This is a genomic window from uncultured Ruminococcus sp. (assembly GCF_947301925.1).
In the GTDB taxonomy this organism is placed as follows: domain Bacteria; phylum Bacillota; class Clostridia; order Oscillospirales; family Ruminococcaceae; genus Ruminococcus.
This window is the reverse complement of sequence record NZ_CAMYUE010000003.1, coordinates 256,008-270,600: the sequence shown is the minus strand read 5'-3', so window position 1 is coordinate 270,600 and position 14,593 is coordinate 256,008. Positions and strand designations below refer to the sequence as shown.

The 14,593-nt window shown below is 51.6% G+C and carries 15 protein-coding genes and 1 riboswitch; of the genes, 14 read left to right on the top strand and 1 reads right to left on the bottom strand.

Features of this window, described 5'->3' with window-relative positions:
• The first annotated feature begins 60 nt into the window (after nucleotides 1–60).
• The 7 genes from Q0Y65_RS06680 (at nucleotide 61) to Q0Y65_RS06650 (ending at nucleotide 7,919) form a co-directional block, all read left to right on the top strand.
• Nucleotides 61–1,491: a dockerin type I domain-containing protein gene (locus tag Q0Y65_RS06680; protein ID WP_297958411.1), complete on the top strand. Its 1,431-nt coding sequence runs from the start codon at nucleotides 61–63 to the stop codon at nucleotides 1,489–1,491.
• A 17-nt stretch (nucleotides 1,492–1,508) separates the two neighbouring features.
• On the top strand, nucleotides 1,509–2,330 hold the full coding sequence (locus tag Q0Y65_RS06675) for a hypothetical protein (protein ID WP_297958410.1): 822 nt from the start codon (nucleotides 1,509–1,511) through the stop codon (nucleotides 2,328–2,330).
• Nucleotides 2,324–3,376, top strand: a complete 1,053-nt coding sequence (locus tag Q0Y65_RS06670; protein WP_297958409.1) for an acyltransferase — start codon at nucleotides 2,324–2,326, stop codon at nucleotides 3,374–3,376. The genes Q0Y65_RS06675 and Q0Y65_RS06670 overlap by 7 nt, the downstream gene beginning before the upstream one ends.
• A 59-nt stretch (nucleotides 3,377–3,435) precedes the next feature.
• Entirely contained in the window at nucleotides 3,436–4,170 is a 735-nt protein-coding gene (locus tag Q0Y65_RS06665) for a GNAT family N-acetyltransferase (protein WP_297958408.1), read from the top strand.
• Nucleotides 4,171–4,223: 53 nt separating this feature from the next.
• On the top strand, nucleotides 4,224–4,574 hold the full coding sequence (locus tag Q0Y65_RS06660; RefSeq protein ID WP_297958407.1) for a hypothetical protein: 351 nt from the start codon (nucleotides 4,224–4,226) through the stop codon (nucleotides 4,572–4,574).
• A gap of 81 nt (nucleotides 4,575–4,655) precedes the next feature.
• Entirely contained in the window at nucleotides 4,656–6,884 is a 2,229-nt protein-coding gene (locus Q0Y65_RS06655) for an ATP-dependent RecD-like DNA helicase (RefSeq protein ID WP_297958406.1), read from the top strand.
• 15 nt (nucleotides 6,885–6,899) lie between these two features.
• Entirely contained in the window at nucleotides 6,900–7,919 is a 1,020-nt protein-coding gene (locus Q0Y65_RS06650; RefSeq protein ID WP_297958405.1) for a rod shape-determining protein, read from the top strand.
• Between the two features lie 117 nt (nucleotides 7,920–8,036).
• On the opposite strand, the gene Q0Y65_RS06645 is transcribed toward Q0Y65_RS06650, so the two are convergent.
• Complete coding sequence (locus Q0Y65_RS06645; RefSeq protein ID WP_297958404.1) at nucleotides 8,037–8,861, bottom strand: Mrp/NBP35 family ATP-binding protein; 825 nt, start codon at nucleotides 8,859–8,861, stop codon at nucleotides 8,037–8,039.
• A gap of 313 nt (nucleotides 8,862–9,174) precedes the next feature.
• Nucleotides 9,175–9,289: riboswitch (FMN riboswitch) on the top strand.
• 118 nt (nucleotides 9,290–9,407) lie between these two features.
• Here Q0Y65_RS06645 and ribD point away from each other — a divergent pair.
• The 7 genes from ribD to Q0Y65_RS06610 are packed head-to-tail and all read left to right on the top strand — an operon-like array spanning nucleotide 9,408 to nucleotide 14,583.
• Entirely contained in the window at nucleotides 9,408–10,529 is a 1,122-nt protein-coding gene (gene ribD / locus Q0Y65_RS06640) for a bifunctional diaminohydroxyphosphoribosylaminopyrimidine deaminase/5-amino-6-(5-phosphoribosylamino)uracil reductase RibD (protein WP_297958403.1), read from the top strand.
• Nucleotides 10,529–11,176, top strand: coding sequence for a riboflavin synthase (locus Q0Y65_RS06635; protein WP_297958402.1), 648 nt, complete (start codon nucleotides 10,529–10,531; stop codon nucleotides 11,174–11,176). Before ribD ends, Q0Y65_RS06635 begins: the two co-directional genes overlap by 1 nt.
• Before the next feature lie 28 nt (nucleotides 11,177–11,204).
• Nucleotides 11,205–12,404: a bifunctional 3,4-dihydroxy-2-butanone-4-phosphate synthase/GTP cyclohydrolase II gene (locus tag Q0Y65_RS06630; RefSeq protein WP_297958400.1), complete on the top strand. Its 1,200-nt coding sequence runs from the start codon at nucleotides 11,205–11,207 to the stop codon at nucleotides 12,402–12,404.
• 11 nt (nucleotides 12,405–12,415) lie between these two features.
• On the top strand, nucleotides 12,416–12,904 hold the full coding sequence (locus Q0Y65_RS06625) for a hypothetical protein (protein ID WP_297958399.1): 489 nt from the start codon (nucleotides 12,416–12,418) through the stop codon (nucleotides 12,902–12,904).
• 12 nt (nucleotides 12,905–12,916) lie between these two features.
• On the top strand, nucleotides 12,917–13,441 hold the full coding sequence (locus Q0Y65_RS06620) for a hypothetical protein (RefSeq protein WP_297958397.1): 525 nt from the start codon (nucleotides 12,917–12,919) through the stop codon (nucleotides 13,439–13,441).
• An 18-nt stretch (nucleotides 13,442–13,459) separates the two neighbouring features.
• Nucleotides 13,460–13,927, top strand: a complete 468-nt coding sequence (gene ribE / locus Q0Y65_RS06615; protein ID WP_019678426.1) for a 6,7-dimethyl-8-ribityllumazine synthase — start codon at nucleotides 13,460–13,462, stop codon at nucleotides 13,925–13,927.
• Entirely contained in the window at nucleotides 13,927–14,583 is a 657-nt protein-coding gene (locus Q0Y65_RS06610; RefSeq protein ID WP_297958393.1) for an HAD family hydrolase, read from the top strand. The genes ribE and Q0Y65_RS06610 overlap by 1 nt, the downstream gene beginning before the upstream one ends.
• Nucleotides 14,584–14,593: the final 10 nt, after the last annotated feature.

Below are 14,593 nucleotides of genomic sequence, written 5' to 3'. Positions count from 1 at the left end.
CTGTCGCTTCGTTATGTTAATATGGAAGTCATAAGATAAACCTGAAAGGAAGATAAATATATGAAACATCCAAAGGTGCTCAGTGTCATACTGGCAGGCATGATAGCCGCCACGGGAGTCATGCCCGCAGCTGTAAACGCAGCCGCCACAGGCGATCTCAACGGTGACGGTGTTATATCAGCCGACGATCTCACTATCCTCCAGGATCATATCCTGGGAAAGAAGATACTCACAGAGGATCAGGCCAAGGTGGCTGATATCAACGGCGACAAGAGCGTTGACGTTTACGATATGGCTGAGCTGAGAAAGCTCCTGCTGGCTACTGAGAGAGCCCTGAAGTTCAAGCAGACCAACACCAAGTCCGCTGACAGCGCTGTTACCGACGCTATGAAAAAGCTCCCGCTCAGTGAGGGAGAAGCAGTTGTCACCTCACAGACAGAGCTGAAGAACGCTCTCTCAAAGTATTTCTCGGCAGATACCATAAACAGCCTGTTTTCCAAGTACAACGACGAGTTCTTCGCAGATTCCGTACTGCTCCTGAAGCCCGTAAGATTCGATCCCTCAAGGTTCGGCGTCAAGAGCGTTGAGAAGCTCTCATGCGGCTGCACCAATACATATGCAGGCATTTATACTCCCTCTGCTGCTGTAACGGAGTATATGAACATAAGAAAAGAACATGATTACAACTCAGCCTCTATCGGCAAGATATATCCCGGCACCAAGTTCACCATAACCCACGCCAACGGCACCGCAGACGGCAACTTCGGCCATGTGACCATCAACGGCGTATCGGGCTATGTTAATATGGGCTTCGTTACCAAGGTATCCTCACTGGCGCCTACCACACCGGACTATACTCCCGATATCGTTGTAGAGTCGGTACAGTACAAGGACGGCGAGATAAGCGTAACAGCCAAGGAAGTCATAGTTGAAAAGACCACCTTCACTCCCAACGAGATAGCACAGGTAGTTCTCCCCAAGAAGGATTACTACGCCACAGGCGCAAAGTGGAACGTGACCACCATTACCACTCCAACTTCCACCACGACCACAACTACTACTGCGTCGTATCCCCTTGCACAGGCTAGACTCAACGTCATCGGAAAGGATCTGAAGAAGGCCTTCAATGACGCTGCCGGCATAACCTATTACGGACGCAAGCAGGATCCCAATTTCCCCCAGGACGCCAAGACTACCATGGAGTGGTATGCTGACTACGGCTTCAAGAACAGAAAGGGCAACTGCTATGTAATGGCGGCTATGTTCTGTGAGATGGCTAAGCTTCTTGGCTATGACGCCCACATGATATCAGGTCAGGTTCCCCTTGCCAAGGGCGGCTACGGACCTCATTCATGGGTCGAGGTAACAATAAACGGAACACTCTATGTATGCGACCCCGACTTCCAGAATGAAACAGGTAAGAACGGCTATATGATCCAGTACAAACAGACAGGTACCTGGATGTATCAGAAACAAACTGTAATGAGCTGAAAAAAGGAGATAAAAAAATGAGAAAAATATTTGCGACCATTGCCTTCGTATGCGCACTTGCGCTTATAAGCTGCGGAAACACCACACCTGCCGCCGAGATATCCCAGGCACCTACTGAGGCTGCCAGCACTACTGCACAGGTCTCCACAGAGCCCACCACATCCACCGATATGATGAAGCTTATCGGTGACAGAGCCGCTGGCGACTCGGTATACGTCCTCACTCTTGACAACAAGACAGGCAAAGACATCAAGAGCTTCACCGTAAAGGCTGAGACCGAGGAGGAATATCCCTCCAACATGATCGACGAGAAGGATCCCTATGTCAAGAACGAGAGACGTCTTCTCTACTATGTTCCCAACAAGGTCAGCGATGTTACCTACGGAGACAGCGAGGCTGTTGCCACAGTTGAGTATACAATAAAGATCGAGTTCACTGACAACAAGACCGCAGAGCTCCACCAGTTCCCCTTCGGCGATATCGACGAGGGCGAGATCAAGCTTGAAGGTGACGTTGCATATATCGAGTACGTTTCCAAGGAGTCAGGCGACAAGGTAAGCACAAAGGAAGCCGAGAAGGCTGCCGCAGAGCTTGCTGCACAGAACGCAACCGAGCCCGTTTCCGAGGTCAACCCCGAGGCTAACAACAACATCGACGCTCAGTATTATGAAGAGCCCGTTTATACTCAGCCCGCATATGTGGAGCCCGTATACACTCAGGCACCCTATGTTGAGCCCACAACAGTTTATGTAGCTCCCACAGATGCACCTACTCAGGCACCTACAGAAGATCCCAACGGAGGCTGCCTTGCAGGCGGCGGCGGTGGACTGACATGGTAAAAAAAGGGCGCGTGCTCTATCTGAGCCGCATAAAAGCTCTTGCGTGTATCGCAGTAGTAATACTGCACACTGTCTACACTGCTAATAATTATTCAACCACAACCGGACAGCAGAGTCTTATGCTCTCGCTGCGAAACGCCATGATGTGGGCAGTTCCCTGCTTTGTTATGGCTTCGGGAGCGCTGCTCCTTGACAGGAACCGCGAGCTTTCTGCAAAGAAGCTTTTCGGAAAGTATATCCCGAGAATGGCGCTTGCTCTTGTTGTATTCTCGGTGCTGTTCTCGGTATTTGATACATTTACCACGGCACACCGCTCCGCAGGCGCAACGGTAAAGGATATCCTCACCGATATCTTTCAGGGAACAGGCTGGCCGCATATGTGGTATATCTACCTTATGCTGGCGGTCTATATAATGCTCCCCATATACAAGCTCATAAGCAGCAACGCCAAAGCAAACGATATAAAGTATCTGCTGCTCGTATACACCGTGTTCCTTACGGTGCTGCCGCTTATAGAGACCATATCGGGCAAAAAGCTTTCGTTCTACATCTGTGTGTTCACGGTATATCCGCTGTATCTCTTCCTCGGTCATGCAATGCATACGGGGATAATAAAGCTTCCGAAGAATGCAAGCGGACTTATGTTCCTCATAAGTCTGGGAATAATCGCTATGCTGACGGTATACAGCACCTCAAATGCGTCGGAAGCACCCGAAGCAAGTACAAAGATAAACTCCATGCTCAGCGTTTACTCCTTCCCCGTGTATCTGGCGGCTTCTTTGGGAGCATTCGGCTATATACGCAGAACAAAGAACAGCGAAGTGCCTGTACTGGACACCATTGCCGCAGAGCTTGACAGCTGCTCATTCGGTATCTACCTGATACACATGGCAGTGCTGAAGTTCATATACGCTGTAATGAAGTTCAATCCCTTCGACCACGGCGGTACATTAGCTGTCATAGGCATATTTATAGTCACACTGGCTGTATCATATGCTATAACAAGACTGCTGAAGCTGGTTCCCTGTGTGAACAGGATAATATGACATAAGGCTCCCTTCCGGGGAGCTTTTCTGTTACGATATGATAATTATGAGGTGATAACATGGAACTTATTTCCCCTGCTGAATACAATTCGTTTATCTCTGCGGCTGAGAATGTGCCCATATGCAGAGTCTATCCCCTGTCAATAGCAGAGGGCTTCCAGAGCGGCAGGATATACCGCTTCGGGAACTGCATACTTTTCCGCCACAGAAACAACTTCTCTTTTTTCACGGGGATACCCGATGAAGCGTCACTGAGGGAACTCCACAGCTTCACCGTCAGCGAGGAGCTGAAGCTCATGTGCAGCGATGAAGCCGTATGCGCCTTCCTTGACTCGCTTGGCGGAGTGGAGCTTATCCCACGGGATATATACTCCTATCCCTGTGACAGCGCACCAGATATGCCTCTCCCCGAAGGCTATACCCTCAGCCCTATCGACAGGGAGCTTTTCGGCAGACTTGAAGGCAGAGTGCCTCCCTCTCTCTACTGGAGGGACTATGATGAATACCTTGAAAACGGTATGGGAGTATGCGTCATGCAGGGAGACGAGCCTGCCGCATGGGCGTTTACTTCGGCTGTAAGCAGCACCGAGGCAGATATAGGTATAGAGACGGCAGAGCTCCACCGTAAACGGGGGCTTGCCGCTGCGGCAGCTGCCGCACTGATACGGGAGATACTCCCCGAAAGACGTCCCACATGGACCTGTCAGCGCTCAAATCACGGTTCTTCAAGAACGGCTGAAAAGCTGGGATTTGTCAAATCCTCACAGTGTATGCTCATAAGAAAGCCCCTCTGAGCCGTAACCCGAACCCCTCCTGCCGCATATAATACAGCGAAAGGAGTGGTCGTATGGAAACTGCCGAGATAACAGCCCTGACCGTTGTATTCTTCATTGCAGCCATAGAGATATGCTGCTTTTTCGTATGCTCAAAGCTCAGGAGAAGAAGCTATCCCCTGTGTACCGTGATACCCGTACTTGCGGAGGACGATGAGCTCCCGCAGCGTCTGGAATACATTGCCTCTCTCATCGAGGACGGGAGCACCTTTATCGGCACTATACTTCTAATTGACATAGGCGGCACAGATCAGCAGCTTGAGCTGTGCAGGGAGTTCTGCTCGGTATACCACGCCGCCGAGCTGGTACTCCCCCATGGGGCGGACAGGGCAATGAGAAGGTATCTCCGCAATCCCTGCCCATGAGAAATATATTTCTCGGTGTTGCTTTTTTTTCAGCTTTGTGGTATAATATATGATGTATTTTTATGTGCAGAGGTGAAAGCGGTGGAGCACGAGGTCCTTCACATCGAGGGCACGGTGGAGAATGTCCTTTACAAAAACGAGAATAACGGCTATATCGTCCTTGACCTTGATGCAGGCGGCGAGCTCATCACCGTTGTGGGAGAGCTCGGCGATATCGAGGAGGGCGAGGGTCTTATCCTCGAGGGCAGCTATATCACCCACCCCCGCTTCGGAACACAGTTCAGCGCGGTATACTGTGAGAGAAAGCTCCCCGAGACCGTGGTAAACATCGAGAAGTATCTTGCTTCCGGAGCCGTCAAGGGCATAGGCCCCGGCCTTGCGCGGAAAATAGTTGACGTGTTCGGCGACCGCACTCTCGATATCATGGAGAACGCTCCATTCCGTCTTGCGGAGATAAAGGGCATATCACCGAAGAAGTGCGATGAGATAGCTGCCGAGGCGCAGAAGCTTTTCTGCCTTCGGAACCTTATGGCATTTCTGTCCCAGTATGAGGTGAAGTCCCGCTTCGCCATGAACACCTACCGCAAATTCGGCTCCGACGCCATGACACTGCTGAAGCTGAACCCCTACCTGCTCTGCGGCGAGTGCATCGAGCTGGACTTCTCAAAGGCCGACACTATCGCCCACGATATGCACATAGCTCGCAATGACAACAAGAGGATAATCGCGGGAGTGCAGTACATACTCCGCGCAAACGGCGGCATAGGCCACACCTGCCTGCCTCTGGAGGTGCTGGCAAAAAAGACCCAGGACACCCTGGGCGTAACCGAAAGTGACTTCTACGCCGCATACAATGCCGCGCTTGACGATAACGAGCTTTTCGAGTACGTCAGGAACGAGGTGGAATTCGTCTACCTTCCAGACTACTTCTACGCGGAGAGCTTCATTGCGGACAGGATACATATACTGAAGGATTTCTCCTCCCCCGAGGACTTCGATTATGACGTTCTCATCGACATCGAGGAGGAGGAGCATAACATAAAATACGAAAAGCTCCAGCGGCAGGCAATAACCACCGCTGTTTCAAGAGGTCTGATGGTGCTGACGGGCGGTCCCGGTACAGGCAAGACAACCACCCTCAACGCTATCATATCCATATTCGAGAAAAAGGGCATGAAGGTGCTCCTTGCAGCCCCCACGGGACGGGCTGCCAAGCGTATGTCGGACCTTGCAGGCTGCGAGGCAAAGACCATACACCGCCTCCTGGAAGTAGTTTACGATTCGGGGGACAGGCTCACCTTCGCCCACAATGAGAACAATCCCCTGGACTGCGACGTGCTTGTCATCGACGAGATGTCAATGGTGGACGTGGTGCTGTTCGAGAAGCTGCTCCGTGCAGTACGTCTCGGATGCAGGCTCATAATGGTGGGCGACAGCGACCAGCTGCCCTCAGTGGGCGCAGGCAACCTTCTGGGCGACATAATCGACAGCAGGATAGTCCCCGTTACGGAGCTGAAGGAGATATTCCGTCAGGCTCAGCAGAGCTGCATAGTCACCAACGCCCATAAGATAGTTGCGGGAGAATATCCCGACCTCACCCGCAAGGACAGCGACTTCTTCTTCTTCAGGCGCACCGATTATCAGCAGGCGCTGAAGCTCATAACCGACCTTGCAAAAACAAGGCTCCCCAAGGCCTACGGCTACTCCCCCACCGAGGATATACAGGTGCTTACTCCCTCACGCAAGGGCGTAACAGGAACCGTGGAGCTCAACAAGCTCCTTCAGGACGAGCTAAACCCTCCCGCACGGAACAAGCAGGAGAAAAAGGGCTACGTATACACCTACCGCGAGGGCGACAAGGTCATGCAGACCCGCAACAACTACGACATCACCTGGTCAAAGGACGGCGAACAGGGCGCAGGTATCTTCAACGGAGATATCGGCCGCATAATCAGCATCGACAACAGGAGCTCCCTTGCGTATATCGACTTCGACGGACGAAAGGCCGCCTATACCTTCGATCTGCTGTCACAGGTGGATCTTGCCTACGCAGTCACCGTACACAAGAGTCAGGGCTGCGAGTTTGAAGCGGTGATCCTCCCCATAATGGGCGGCTTCGACAAGCTGTGCTACAGAAATCTGCTGTACACGGCAGTTACAAGAGCAAAAAAGCTCCTCATTCTTATCGGGAACGAGGAGAATATAAATAAAATGGTAGACAACAACAAGCGCACAAGGCGTTACACCTGCCTGCGCCATATGCTTGCAGGGACGGACAGACATGACAGCTCCTCCCCCTTCGGGCAGTAAGAAAGGAACGTAGAAATGGCAAATACTGATATCGGAATAGACCTTGGCACATCAAATATAGTTATGACCATGGGCAACAAGGGCGTTGTCCTCAGCGAGCCCTCGGTCATAGCCTACAACACCAGGACGGAAAGAGTCCTCGCTGTAGGCAAGGAGGCCTATGAGATGATAGGCAGGAACCCCGATTATATCGCGGTAAAGCGTCCTATCAGCGAGGGAGTCATCTCCGATGACGACCTGACCCACAGCATGATAAGGGAGTTCATACTCAAGGTTACGGGCAGACAGCTCATGAAGCCCCGTATCGTTATCTGTATCCCCTCCTTCATCACCGACATCGAGAGCCGTGCCGTGGTGGACGCCGCAAAGAGTGCAGGCTCCCGCCAGGTATACCTCATTCAGGAGCCTATCGCCGCAATGATAGGTGCAGGCGTGAACATCACCAAGGCAAAGGGACACATGATAGTTGACATCGGCGGCGGCACCACAGATGTGGCTATCGTCTCCATGAACGGCGTTGTTACCTCACATACCGTCAAGGTGGCAGGCAACTCCATAGACCGCTCGATAATAAAGTATATGCAGAACAAGTACAAGCTCCTCATCGGCGAAAGGACTGCCGAGAAGGTAAAGATAGAGCTGTGCAACCTCTACGACCCCAGCGACGAGATGACATATCTGGTCAAGGGAAGAAGTCTCCTCAAGGGACTTCCCGCACAGGTGCTCCTCAGCGAAACAGAGCTCTTTGAGGCTATCGAGGACGACACCTTCGCTATCATGGAGGCTATCCGCAAGGTACTGGAGGACGCTCCCCCCGAGCTGGTGGGAGATATCTACGACAACGGACTTCTCCTCACAGGAGGCGGCGCACTTCTCGGCGGACTTACTCAGCTGATAAAGCGTACTCTGGGTATAAGCTGCAATATCGCCAAGGACTCCATAAACTGCGTAGCCAAGGGCACAGGTATGGCATTCGGAAGAATGACTACCCTGCTGGACGGCTTCGAGGCGGCGACGGTTTATAAGTATCGCTGATGTAGGGGAGCCCGCCCTCGGGCTCCCGTTTTCATATAAAAACTAAAGGGCGGATCATTCCTCCCTTTTCTTGTATCATAACACAAAAAGGGACGCCTGGACAGGCGTCCCCTGCATTTATTCCGAAATGATCTTCTCGGCAGCTTCTGTGAGCCATTCGCCCTCGAAAAGCTCGATAGTGCCCTGATCGCAGAGCTTTGCAAGCTGTGGATCAATGGGGAGCTTCGCAAGCACGGGGATATCGTACTGTGCAGCGATCTCCTCGATGTGGCTCTCGCCGTATATGCTGTGGCGCTTGCCGCAGTCGGGACATTCAAAATAGCTCATATTCTCGATGATACCGAGAATAGGTATATTCATGAGCTTTGCCATCTTTACGGCCTTCTCAACTATCATGGATACAAGCTCCTGCGGTGATGTTACGATAACGATACCGTCTACGGGCAGGGACTGGAACACTGTCAGCGGAACGTCGCCTGTTCCGGGAGGCATATCAACTACCAGACAGTCAATGTCCTTCCAGATAACATCTGTCCAGAACTGCTTTACCACTCCGGCGATAACGGGGCCTCTCCAGACAACGGGATCGGACTCGTTCTCAAGGAGAAGATTGATAGACATTATATCAAGACCCATTTTGGTCTTTGCAGGGATTATGCCGAATTCACAGGCGTCAGCCTTCTGATGAACGCCGAAAGCCTTCGGTATTGAAGGACCTGTGATATCTGCGTCCATGATTCCCACGTTCTTGCCAAGTCTCTGAAGCGAAACTGCAAGCATGGATGAAACGAGAGTCTTGCCGACTCCGCCCTTACCGCTGACAACTCCGATGACCTTGCCGATGCTGCTCATCTTGTTGGGCTGCTCCAGAAGGCTCTGAGGCTCCTGTCTGCTGCCGCAGTCGCTTCCGCAGCTTGAGCAGTCGTGTGTACATTCGCTCATTAAAAACACTCCTTATGATGTAATATACATATTATACCCCTTTTTTAAGATTTAGTCAATAGGATATTGACAAATGTATAACACAGTGATATAATAACAGTTGAGAACTAAGAGCTAAGAACTAAGAACTAAGAAGCATAGTTCTGAATAAAACTCTTATATACCAATTCTCATGTCTTAATTCTTAGATCTTAGATCTTAGATCTTAGGTCTTGGATCTTATATATCTTCGGGGCAGGGTGTAATTCCCTACCGGCAGGCGGAGTGCCTCCGCTCCCGGCATACGCTACCGAAGAATAACTGAATATCCACTTTTTATCTTCGGGGTTAGGTGAAAGTCCTGACCGGCAGTTATAGCCTGCGAGCCTTTGGGTTGATTCGGTGTGATTCCGAAGCCGACGGTAAAGTCCGGATGAAAGAAGATAAACCGCACGCTGAGTGCAGTATAAGAGTTTATGCCCCGAATCACGGGGCTTTTTCTATTTACATGAACACCCGGAATGCCGGGAGCGGCGTTCCCTACCAAAATAATCCTATGGAGAAACAATGACTAACGAAGAATTTATGTGCGAGGCTCTCGAGCTTGCCAAAAAGGGTATGGGCTTCACATCGCCCAACCCCATGGTGGGAGCTGTCATCGTCCGCGGCGGACAGATAATAGGCAGCGGCTATCACAAAAAATACGGAGACCTCCACGCAGAGCGCTCCGCCTTTGCATACTGCGACGAAAAGGGCATAGACTGTACAGGTGCGGATATGTATGTAACTCTGGAGCCCTGCTGCCACCACGGCAAGCAGCCTCCCTGCACCGACGCTGTCATAGCCCACGGCATAAAGCGGGTGTTTATCGGCTCTGCCGACCCCAATCCCCTTGTGGCGGGCAAGGGAGTGAAGATACTCCGCGAGCACGGCATAGAGGTCATCGAGGGCATACTCCAAGAGGAATGCGACGCCCTCAACGAGATATTCTTCCACTATATCACTAAAGCATGGCCGTTTATTACAGTAAAATACGCAATGACACTGGACGGCAAGATAGCGACCTGCACAGGCGAGTCCAAATGGATAACGGGAGAAGAAGCAAGACTTGACGTACAGCGCGAAAGGCTGAGGCACTCCGCCATAATGGTGGGTATAGGCACTGTTCTTGCGGACGATCCCCTGCTCACCTGCCGCCTTGAAAACGGCAGAAACCCAATAAGGATAATATGCGACTCAAATCTCAGGATACCTCTTGAAAGCAAGATAGTACAGACTGCAAAAGACGTTCCGACTATAATCGCTATGACCAGCTGCAACAAGGGCTATGACCGCGAAAAACGTGAAAAAAGGCATATCCTCGAAGAAATGGGCTGCACGATAATATCGACCGTGCCTAACCCCAGCCGTGTAGATCTGTATACTTTAGTAAGGAAACTGTCAGAAAAAAAGATAGACAGCATACTTGTAGAGGGCGGAGGAGAACTTATCGAGGATCTGTTCCGCCACGAACTGGTCACCAAGGTAAAAGCCTACATCGCCCCGAAGATATTCGGCGGACGTAACGCAAAAACGCCTGTCGAGGGTACGGGAGTAAAAACCCCAGACAATGCCTACATGATAGAAAATACGAAAATACAGCGTATAGGCACAGATATCCTGATCGAAGGAAAGGTGGTCTATAAGTAATGTTCACGGGAATAATCGAGGAGGTTGGCAGAGTCAGCCGCATACAGCGGTCGGGCAGCTCCTCATTCATTGAGATACAGGCAAAAAAGGTGCTGGAGGACGTTCATCTCGGAGACAGCATAGCCGTAAACGGAGTATGCCTTACGGTCACGGACTTCGGCGGCGGAGTGTTCCGCGCAGACGTCATGAACGAGACTCTCAGCCGCTCGTCTCTGGGCAGCCTTACAGCGGGCAGTCCCGTAAACCTGGAAAGGGCTATGGCTGCGGGCGGACGCTTCGGCGGACATATCGTCTCCGGGCATATCGACGGCACAGGCACCATAACCAATATCAGAAACGACGGCATCGCCGTGTGGTACACAGTGAGCGCAGCTCCTCATCTGCTGCGGTACATCGTGGAAAAGGGCTCCATTGTCATTGACGGCATAAGCCTTACGGTGGCGGCAGTTGCGGAAGGCTCATTCAGCGTGTCCATTATCCCACACACCGCTTCGCAGACCATACTTTCCGCGAAAAAGGTCGGCGATACGGTAAATCTTGAAAACGATATCATCGGCAAGTATGTGGAAAAGCTCATGAAGCCTGCGGAAGCTGCTCCTCAGAGCAGTCTCAGCATGGAGATGCTGGCAAAGCACGGCTTTATATAAATTATACTATCAGCAAGGAGAATAATTAATGTTTCAGTACAGCACTGTCGAGGAGGCCTGCGAGGCTCTCCGAAACGGCGAGATAATCCTCGTCACCGACGACGAGGACCGCGAGAACGAGGGCGATATGATATGCGCTGCTCAGTTCGCAACGACCGAAAATGTAAACTTCATGGCAGCTCACGCAAAGGGTCTCATTTGTATGCCCATGAGTGCCGCCCTATGTGACAAACTCCACCTTCACCAGATGGTGGACTACAACACCGACAATCACTGCACCGCCTTTACGGTATCCATAGACCATGTGGACACCACTACGGGCATATCCGCGGCGGAGAGAGGCTATACCGCAAGAATGTGCGTATCTCCCGACGCCAAGCCCGACGATTTCCGCAAGCCCGGGCATATGTTCCCCCTTATGGCAAGGAAGAACGGCGTTCTCGAACGGGAGGGACATACCGAAGCTACTGTTGATCTCATGCGTATCGCAGGGCTGGAGGAATGCGGCCTTTGCTGTGAGATAATGCGTGACGACGGCACTATGATGAGAGCTGCCGAGCTTCAGGAAAAGGCTGTGGAATGGGGCATGAAGTTCATCACCATACAGGCGCTGAAGGAGTACAGAAAGGTCCACGATGACCTTGTGGAGTGCGTGGCCAACACCAAGCTTCCCACCAAATACGGCGAATTCAGGGCTCTCGGCTACGTCAACAAGCTCAACGGTGAGCACCATGTGGCGCTGGTAAAGGGAGATATAGGCGACGGACAGGATATACTCTGCCGCGTACACTCCGAGTGCCTCACAGGAGACGCCTTCGGCTCGCTGAAATGCGACTGCGGACAGCAGTTTGCGGCGGCCATGTCCCAGATCGAAAAGGAAGGCCGCGGCATACTCCTCTATATGAGGCAGGAAGGACGAGGGATCGGCCTTATCAACAAGCTCCGCGCCTACGAGCTCCAGGACAAGGGCATGGATACCCTTGAAGCAAATCTTGCTCTGGGCTTCCCCGGGGATATGCGCGAATACTACATCGGCGCACAGATCCTCCGCGATCTCGGCTGCAAGACTCTGCGCCTGCTGACCAACAACCCCGAAAAGGTCTACGGACTCAGCGGCTTCGGACTGGAAATAAAGGAGCGTGTACCCATACAGGTGGACGCTACCGCCTACGACCTGTTCTATCTTAAAACAAAGCGCGACAAGATGGGACATATACTTGATTATTGAGGTGATATATTATGAGTATCTGGTGGTATTTTGCAACCATAGTTCTTTCTCTCGGCACTCTCGTCATTCTTATGACCGATATCAACCTGCTCCGCGGCATCGTTAAAGTGAAGGAAAAGTCCTTCGTCATGAACCTTCCCACCCTGCTGCTATATGTTATTGCCATTGCGGCAGATATTGCCCTGCTGGTGTTCAACAGGGGCTTCCGTGTTCCCTGGGCCATTCTCCTGGGAGCAATGATACTTTCCATATTCGGACTGTTCGTCCCCCTGTCCCCTCAGGGCGTCATAAGCGCAGGTCCTCTGGGCTGCAAGCTCCTGCCCCGTGAGGAATACAGCTATGAGTTTGCCAAGGACAAGCTGGGCGAATGCCTGAAGCTCTACCGCAAGGGCGCCGACAAGCCCGCCGTGTTCCATCTGGGCATAAAGAAGATGAAGACAGTAAAAATGCTGGCTGACTGGTACGGCAAGCACGGCTATGAAAATCCGCTGACAAAATAAGGAGTATATCACATGGGAAAGCTGAAAATAATCTCAATATGCGTTCTTTGTATAGTAACGATCATATCCCTGTGGGGAGTTGCAGGCTATTTCGTGTTCAAAAACAGGGTATCGAAGAAAAAGACTGCAATAAAGCTGAAAAGAAAACGCAAGAAGGACGCTCTCTGGTGGTCCTGCGTATGGGCAGCATGGATACTCATAGGCTTCCTTGAGTGGAACGGCGCAAGGACCATGAACGACACCTACCACATGACCTGCTACGGCCTCCTGTTCCTTGCAGGCCTCATTCTCACCGTTGTGGTGGTGCTGGACTTCATCGTGGGCAGATTTGCCTATATCACTACCCAGAGGGTATACCTCCCCGACAGGTTCGGCTTTGCGAAACAGAAGAAAAAAGTGACCTATTTAATATCGGGCGAGACCCTCAATCTCTGGTTCAACAACGGTATAATGCCGAAGAAATTCGACATAACCGAAAAGAAGGAGGAGCTTGAAAAGCTCCTGAATGATAATTACACACGCAACAGACAAGTATAATATAAAAGGAGAAATATCATGAAAACATATGAAGGCAAGCTTGTATCAAAGGACATAAGAGTAGGTATCGTTGTGGCCCGTTTCAACGAGTTCATAACATCAAAGCTGCTGGGCGGCGCTATAGACACGCTCAAGCGCCATGACGTCAGCGACGGCGCCATAGACATAGCATGGGTGCCCGGTGCTTTCGAGATCCCCCTCATCGCTTCCAAAATGGCGAAGTCCGGCAAGTATGACGCTGTTATCTGCCTCGGCGCTATCATAAGAGGCAGCACCTCACACTATGACCTTGTATGCAACGAGGCTGCCAAGGGTATCGCACAGGTATCACTCCAGAGCGATATCCCCGTTATGTTCGGCGTTATCACCACCGAGAATATCGAGCAGGCTATCGAACGCGCAGGCTCCAAGGCAGGCAACAAGGGCAGCGAGTGTGCCGAGGGCGCCATCGAGATGATAAACCTCATCAGAGAGATAGAGGCATAATGACAAACCTCATATTCGACTACGACGGCACCATACACAACTCCATGCTCACCTATGCTCCCGCCTTCCGTGACACTATGAAGTGGCTTTCCCATAACGGCTATATCTCCGACAGGGAGTACGCCGACAAGGAGATAAGCCATTGGCTTGGCTTTAACTCCACGGATATGTGGAATCAGTTCCACCCTGAGCTCGATCCTGTAATACGCGAAAAGGCAAGGGTAATGCTGGGTGAGGATATGGCAAGGCGAGTAGACAGCGGCGAGGGCGCTCTCTATGAGGGCGCGGAGGATATGCTTTCCGAACTGAGAGCTAAGGGCTATACCCTCATATTCCTCAGCAACTGCCGCTTCCATTACCTTGAACGCCACAAACGAGTGTTCCGTCTTGACCGCTTCTTCCACTGCTTCTACTGCTGCGAGGCCTATGACTTTATCCCCAAGTATGAGATATTCCGCAGGATAGCTCCCGAGCATGAGGGAGACTATATCGTCATAGGCGACAGATTCCACGACATAGAGACCGCCGTGAAAAACGGTCTTCCGTCCATAGGCTGCGGCTACGGCTTCGGCAGCAGGGACGAGCTGGCAGATGCAGACATAATAGTCGATGATATACGCGATATCCCTTCCGCAGTTGAAAAGCTGCGCCGCTGAAAAGAAAGGA

Bases quoted from the DNA above. Each gene is read 5' to 3' on its own strand.
- Q0Y65_RS06680 (WP_297958411.1), top strand. From the start codon at position 61: ATGAAACATCCAAAGGTGCTCAGTGTCATACTGGCAGGCATGATAGCC.
- Q0Y65_RS06675 (WP_297958410.1), top strand. From the start codon at position 1,509: ATGAGAAAAATATTTGCGACCATTGCCTTCGTATGCGCACTTGCGCTT.
- Q0Y65_RS06670 (WP_297958409.1), top strand. From the start codon at position 2,324: ATGGTAAAAAAAGGGCGCGTGCTCTATCTGAGCCGCATAAAAGCTCTT.
- Q0Y65_RS06665 (WP_297958408.1), top strand. From the start codon at position 3,436: ATGGAACTTATTTCCCCTGCTGAATACAATTCGTTTATCTCTGCGGCT.
- Q0Y65_RS06660 (WP_297958407.1), top strand. From the start codon at position 4,224: ATGGAAACTGCCGAGATAACAGCCCTGACCGTTGTATTCTTCATTGCA.
- Q0Y65_RS06650 (WP_297958405.1), top strand. From the start codon at position 6,900: ATGGCAAATACTGATATCGGAATAGACCTTGGCACATCAAATATAGTT.
- Q0Y65_RS06645 (WP_297958404.1), bottom strand. From the start codon at position 8,861: ATGAGCGAATGTACACACGACTGCTCAAGCTGCGGAAGCGACTGCGGC.
- ribD (WP_297958403.1), top strand. From the start codon at position 9,408: ATGACTAACGAAGAATTTATGTGCGAGGCTCTCGAGCTTGCCAAAAAG.
- Q0Y65_RS06635 (WP_297958402.1), top strand. From the start codon at position 10,529: ATGTTCACGGGAATAATCGAGGAGGTTGGCAGAGTCAGCCGCATACAG.
- Q0Y65_RS06630 (WP_297958400.1), top strand. From the start codon at position 11,205: ATGTTTCAGTACAGCACTGTCGAGGAGGCCTGCGAGGCTCTCCGAAAC.
- Q0Y65_RS06625 (WP_297958399.1), top strand. From the start codon at position 12,416: ATGAGTATCTGGTGGTATTTTGCAACCATAGTTCTTTCTCTCGGCACT.
- Q0Y65_RS06620 (WP_297958397.1), top strand. From the start codon at position 12,917: ATGGGAAAGCTGAAAATAATCTCAATATGCGTTCTTTGTATAGTAACG.
- ribE (WP_019678426.1), top strand. From the start codon at position 13,460: ATGAAAACATATGAAGGCAAGCTTGTATCAAAGGACATAAGAGTAGGT.
- Q0Y65_RS06610 (WP_297958393.1), top strand. From the start codon at position 13,927: ATGACAAACCTCATATTCGACTACGACGGCACCATACACAACTCCATG.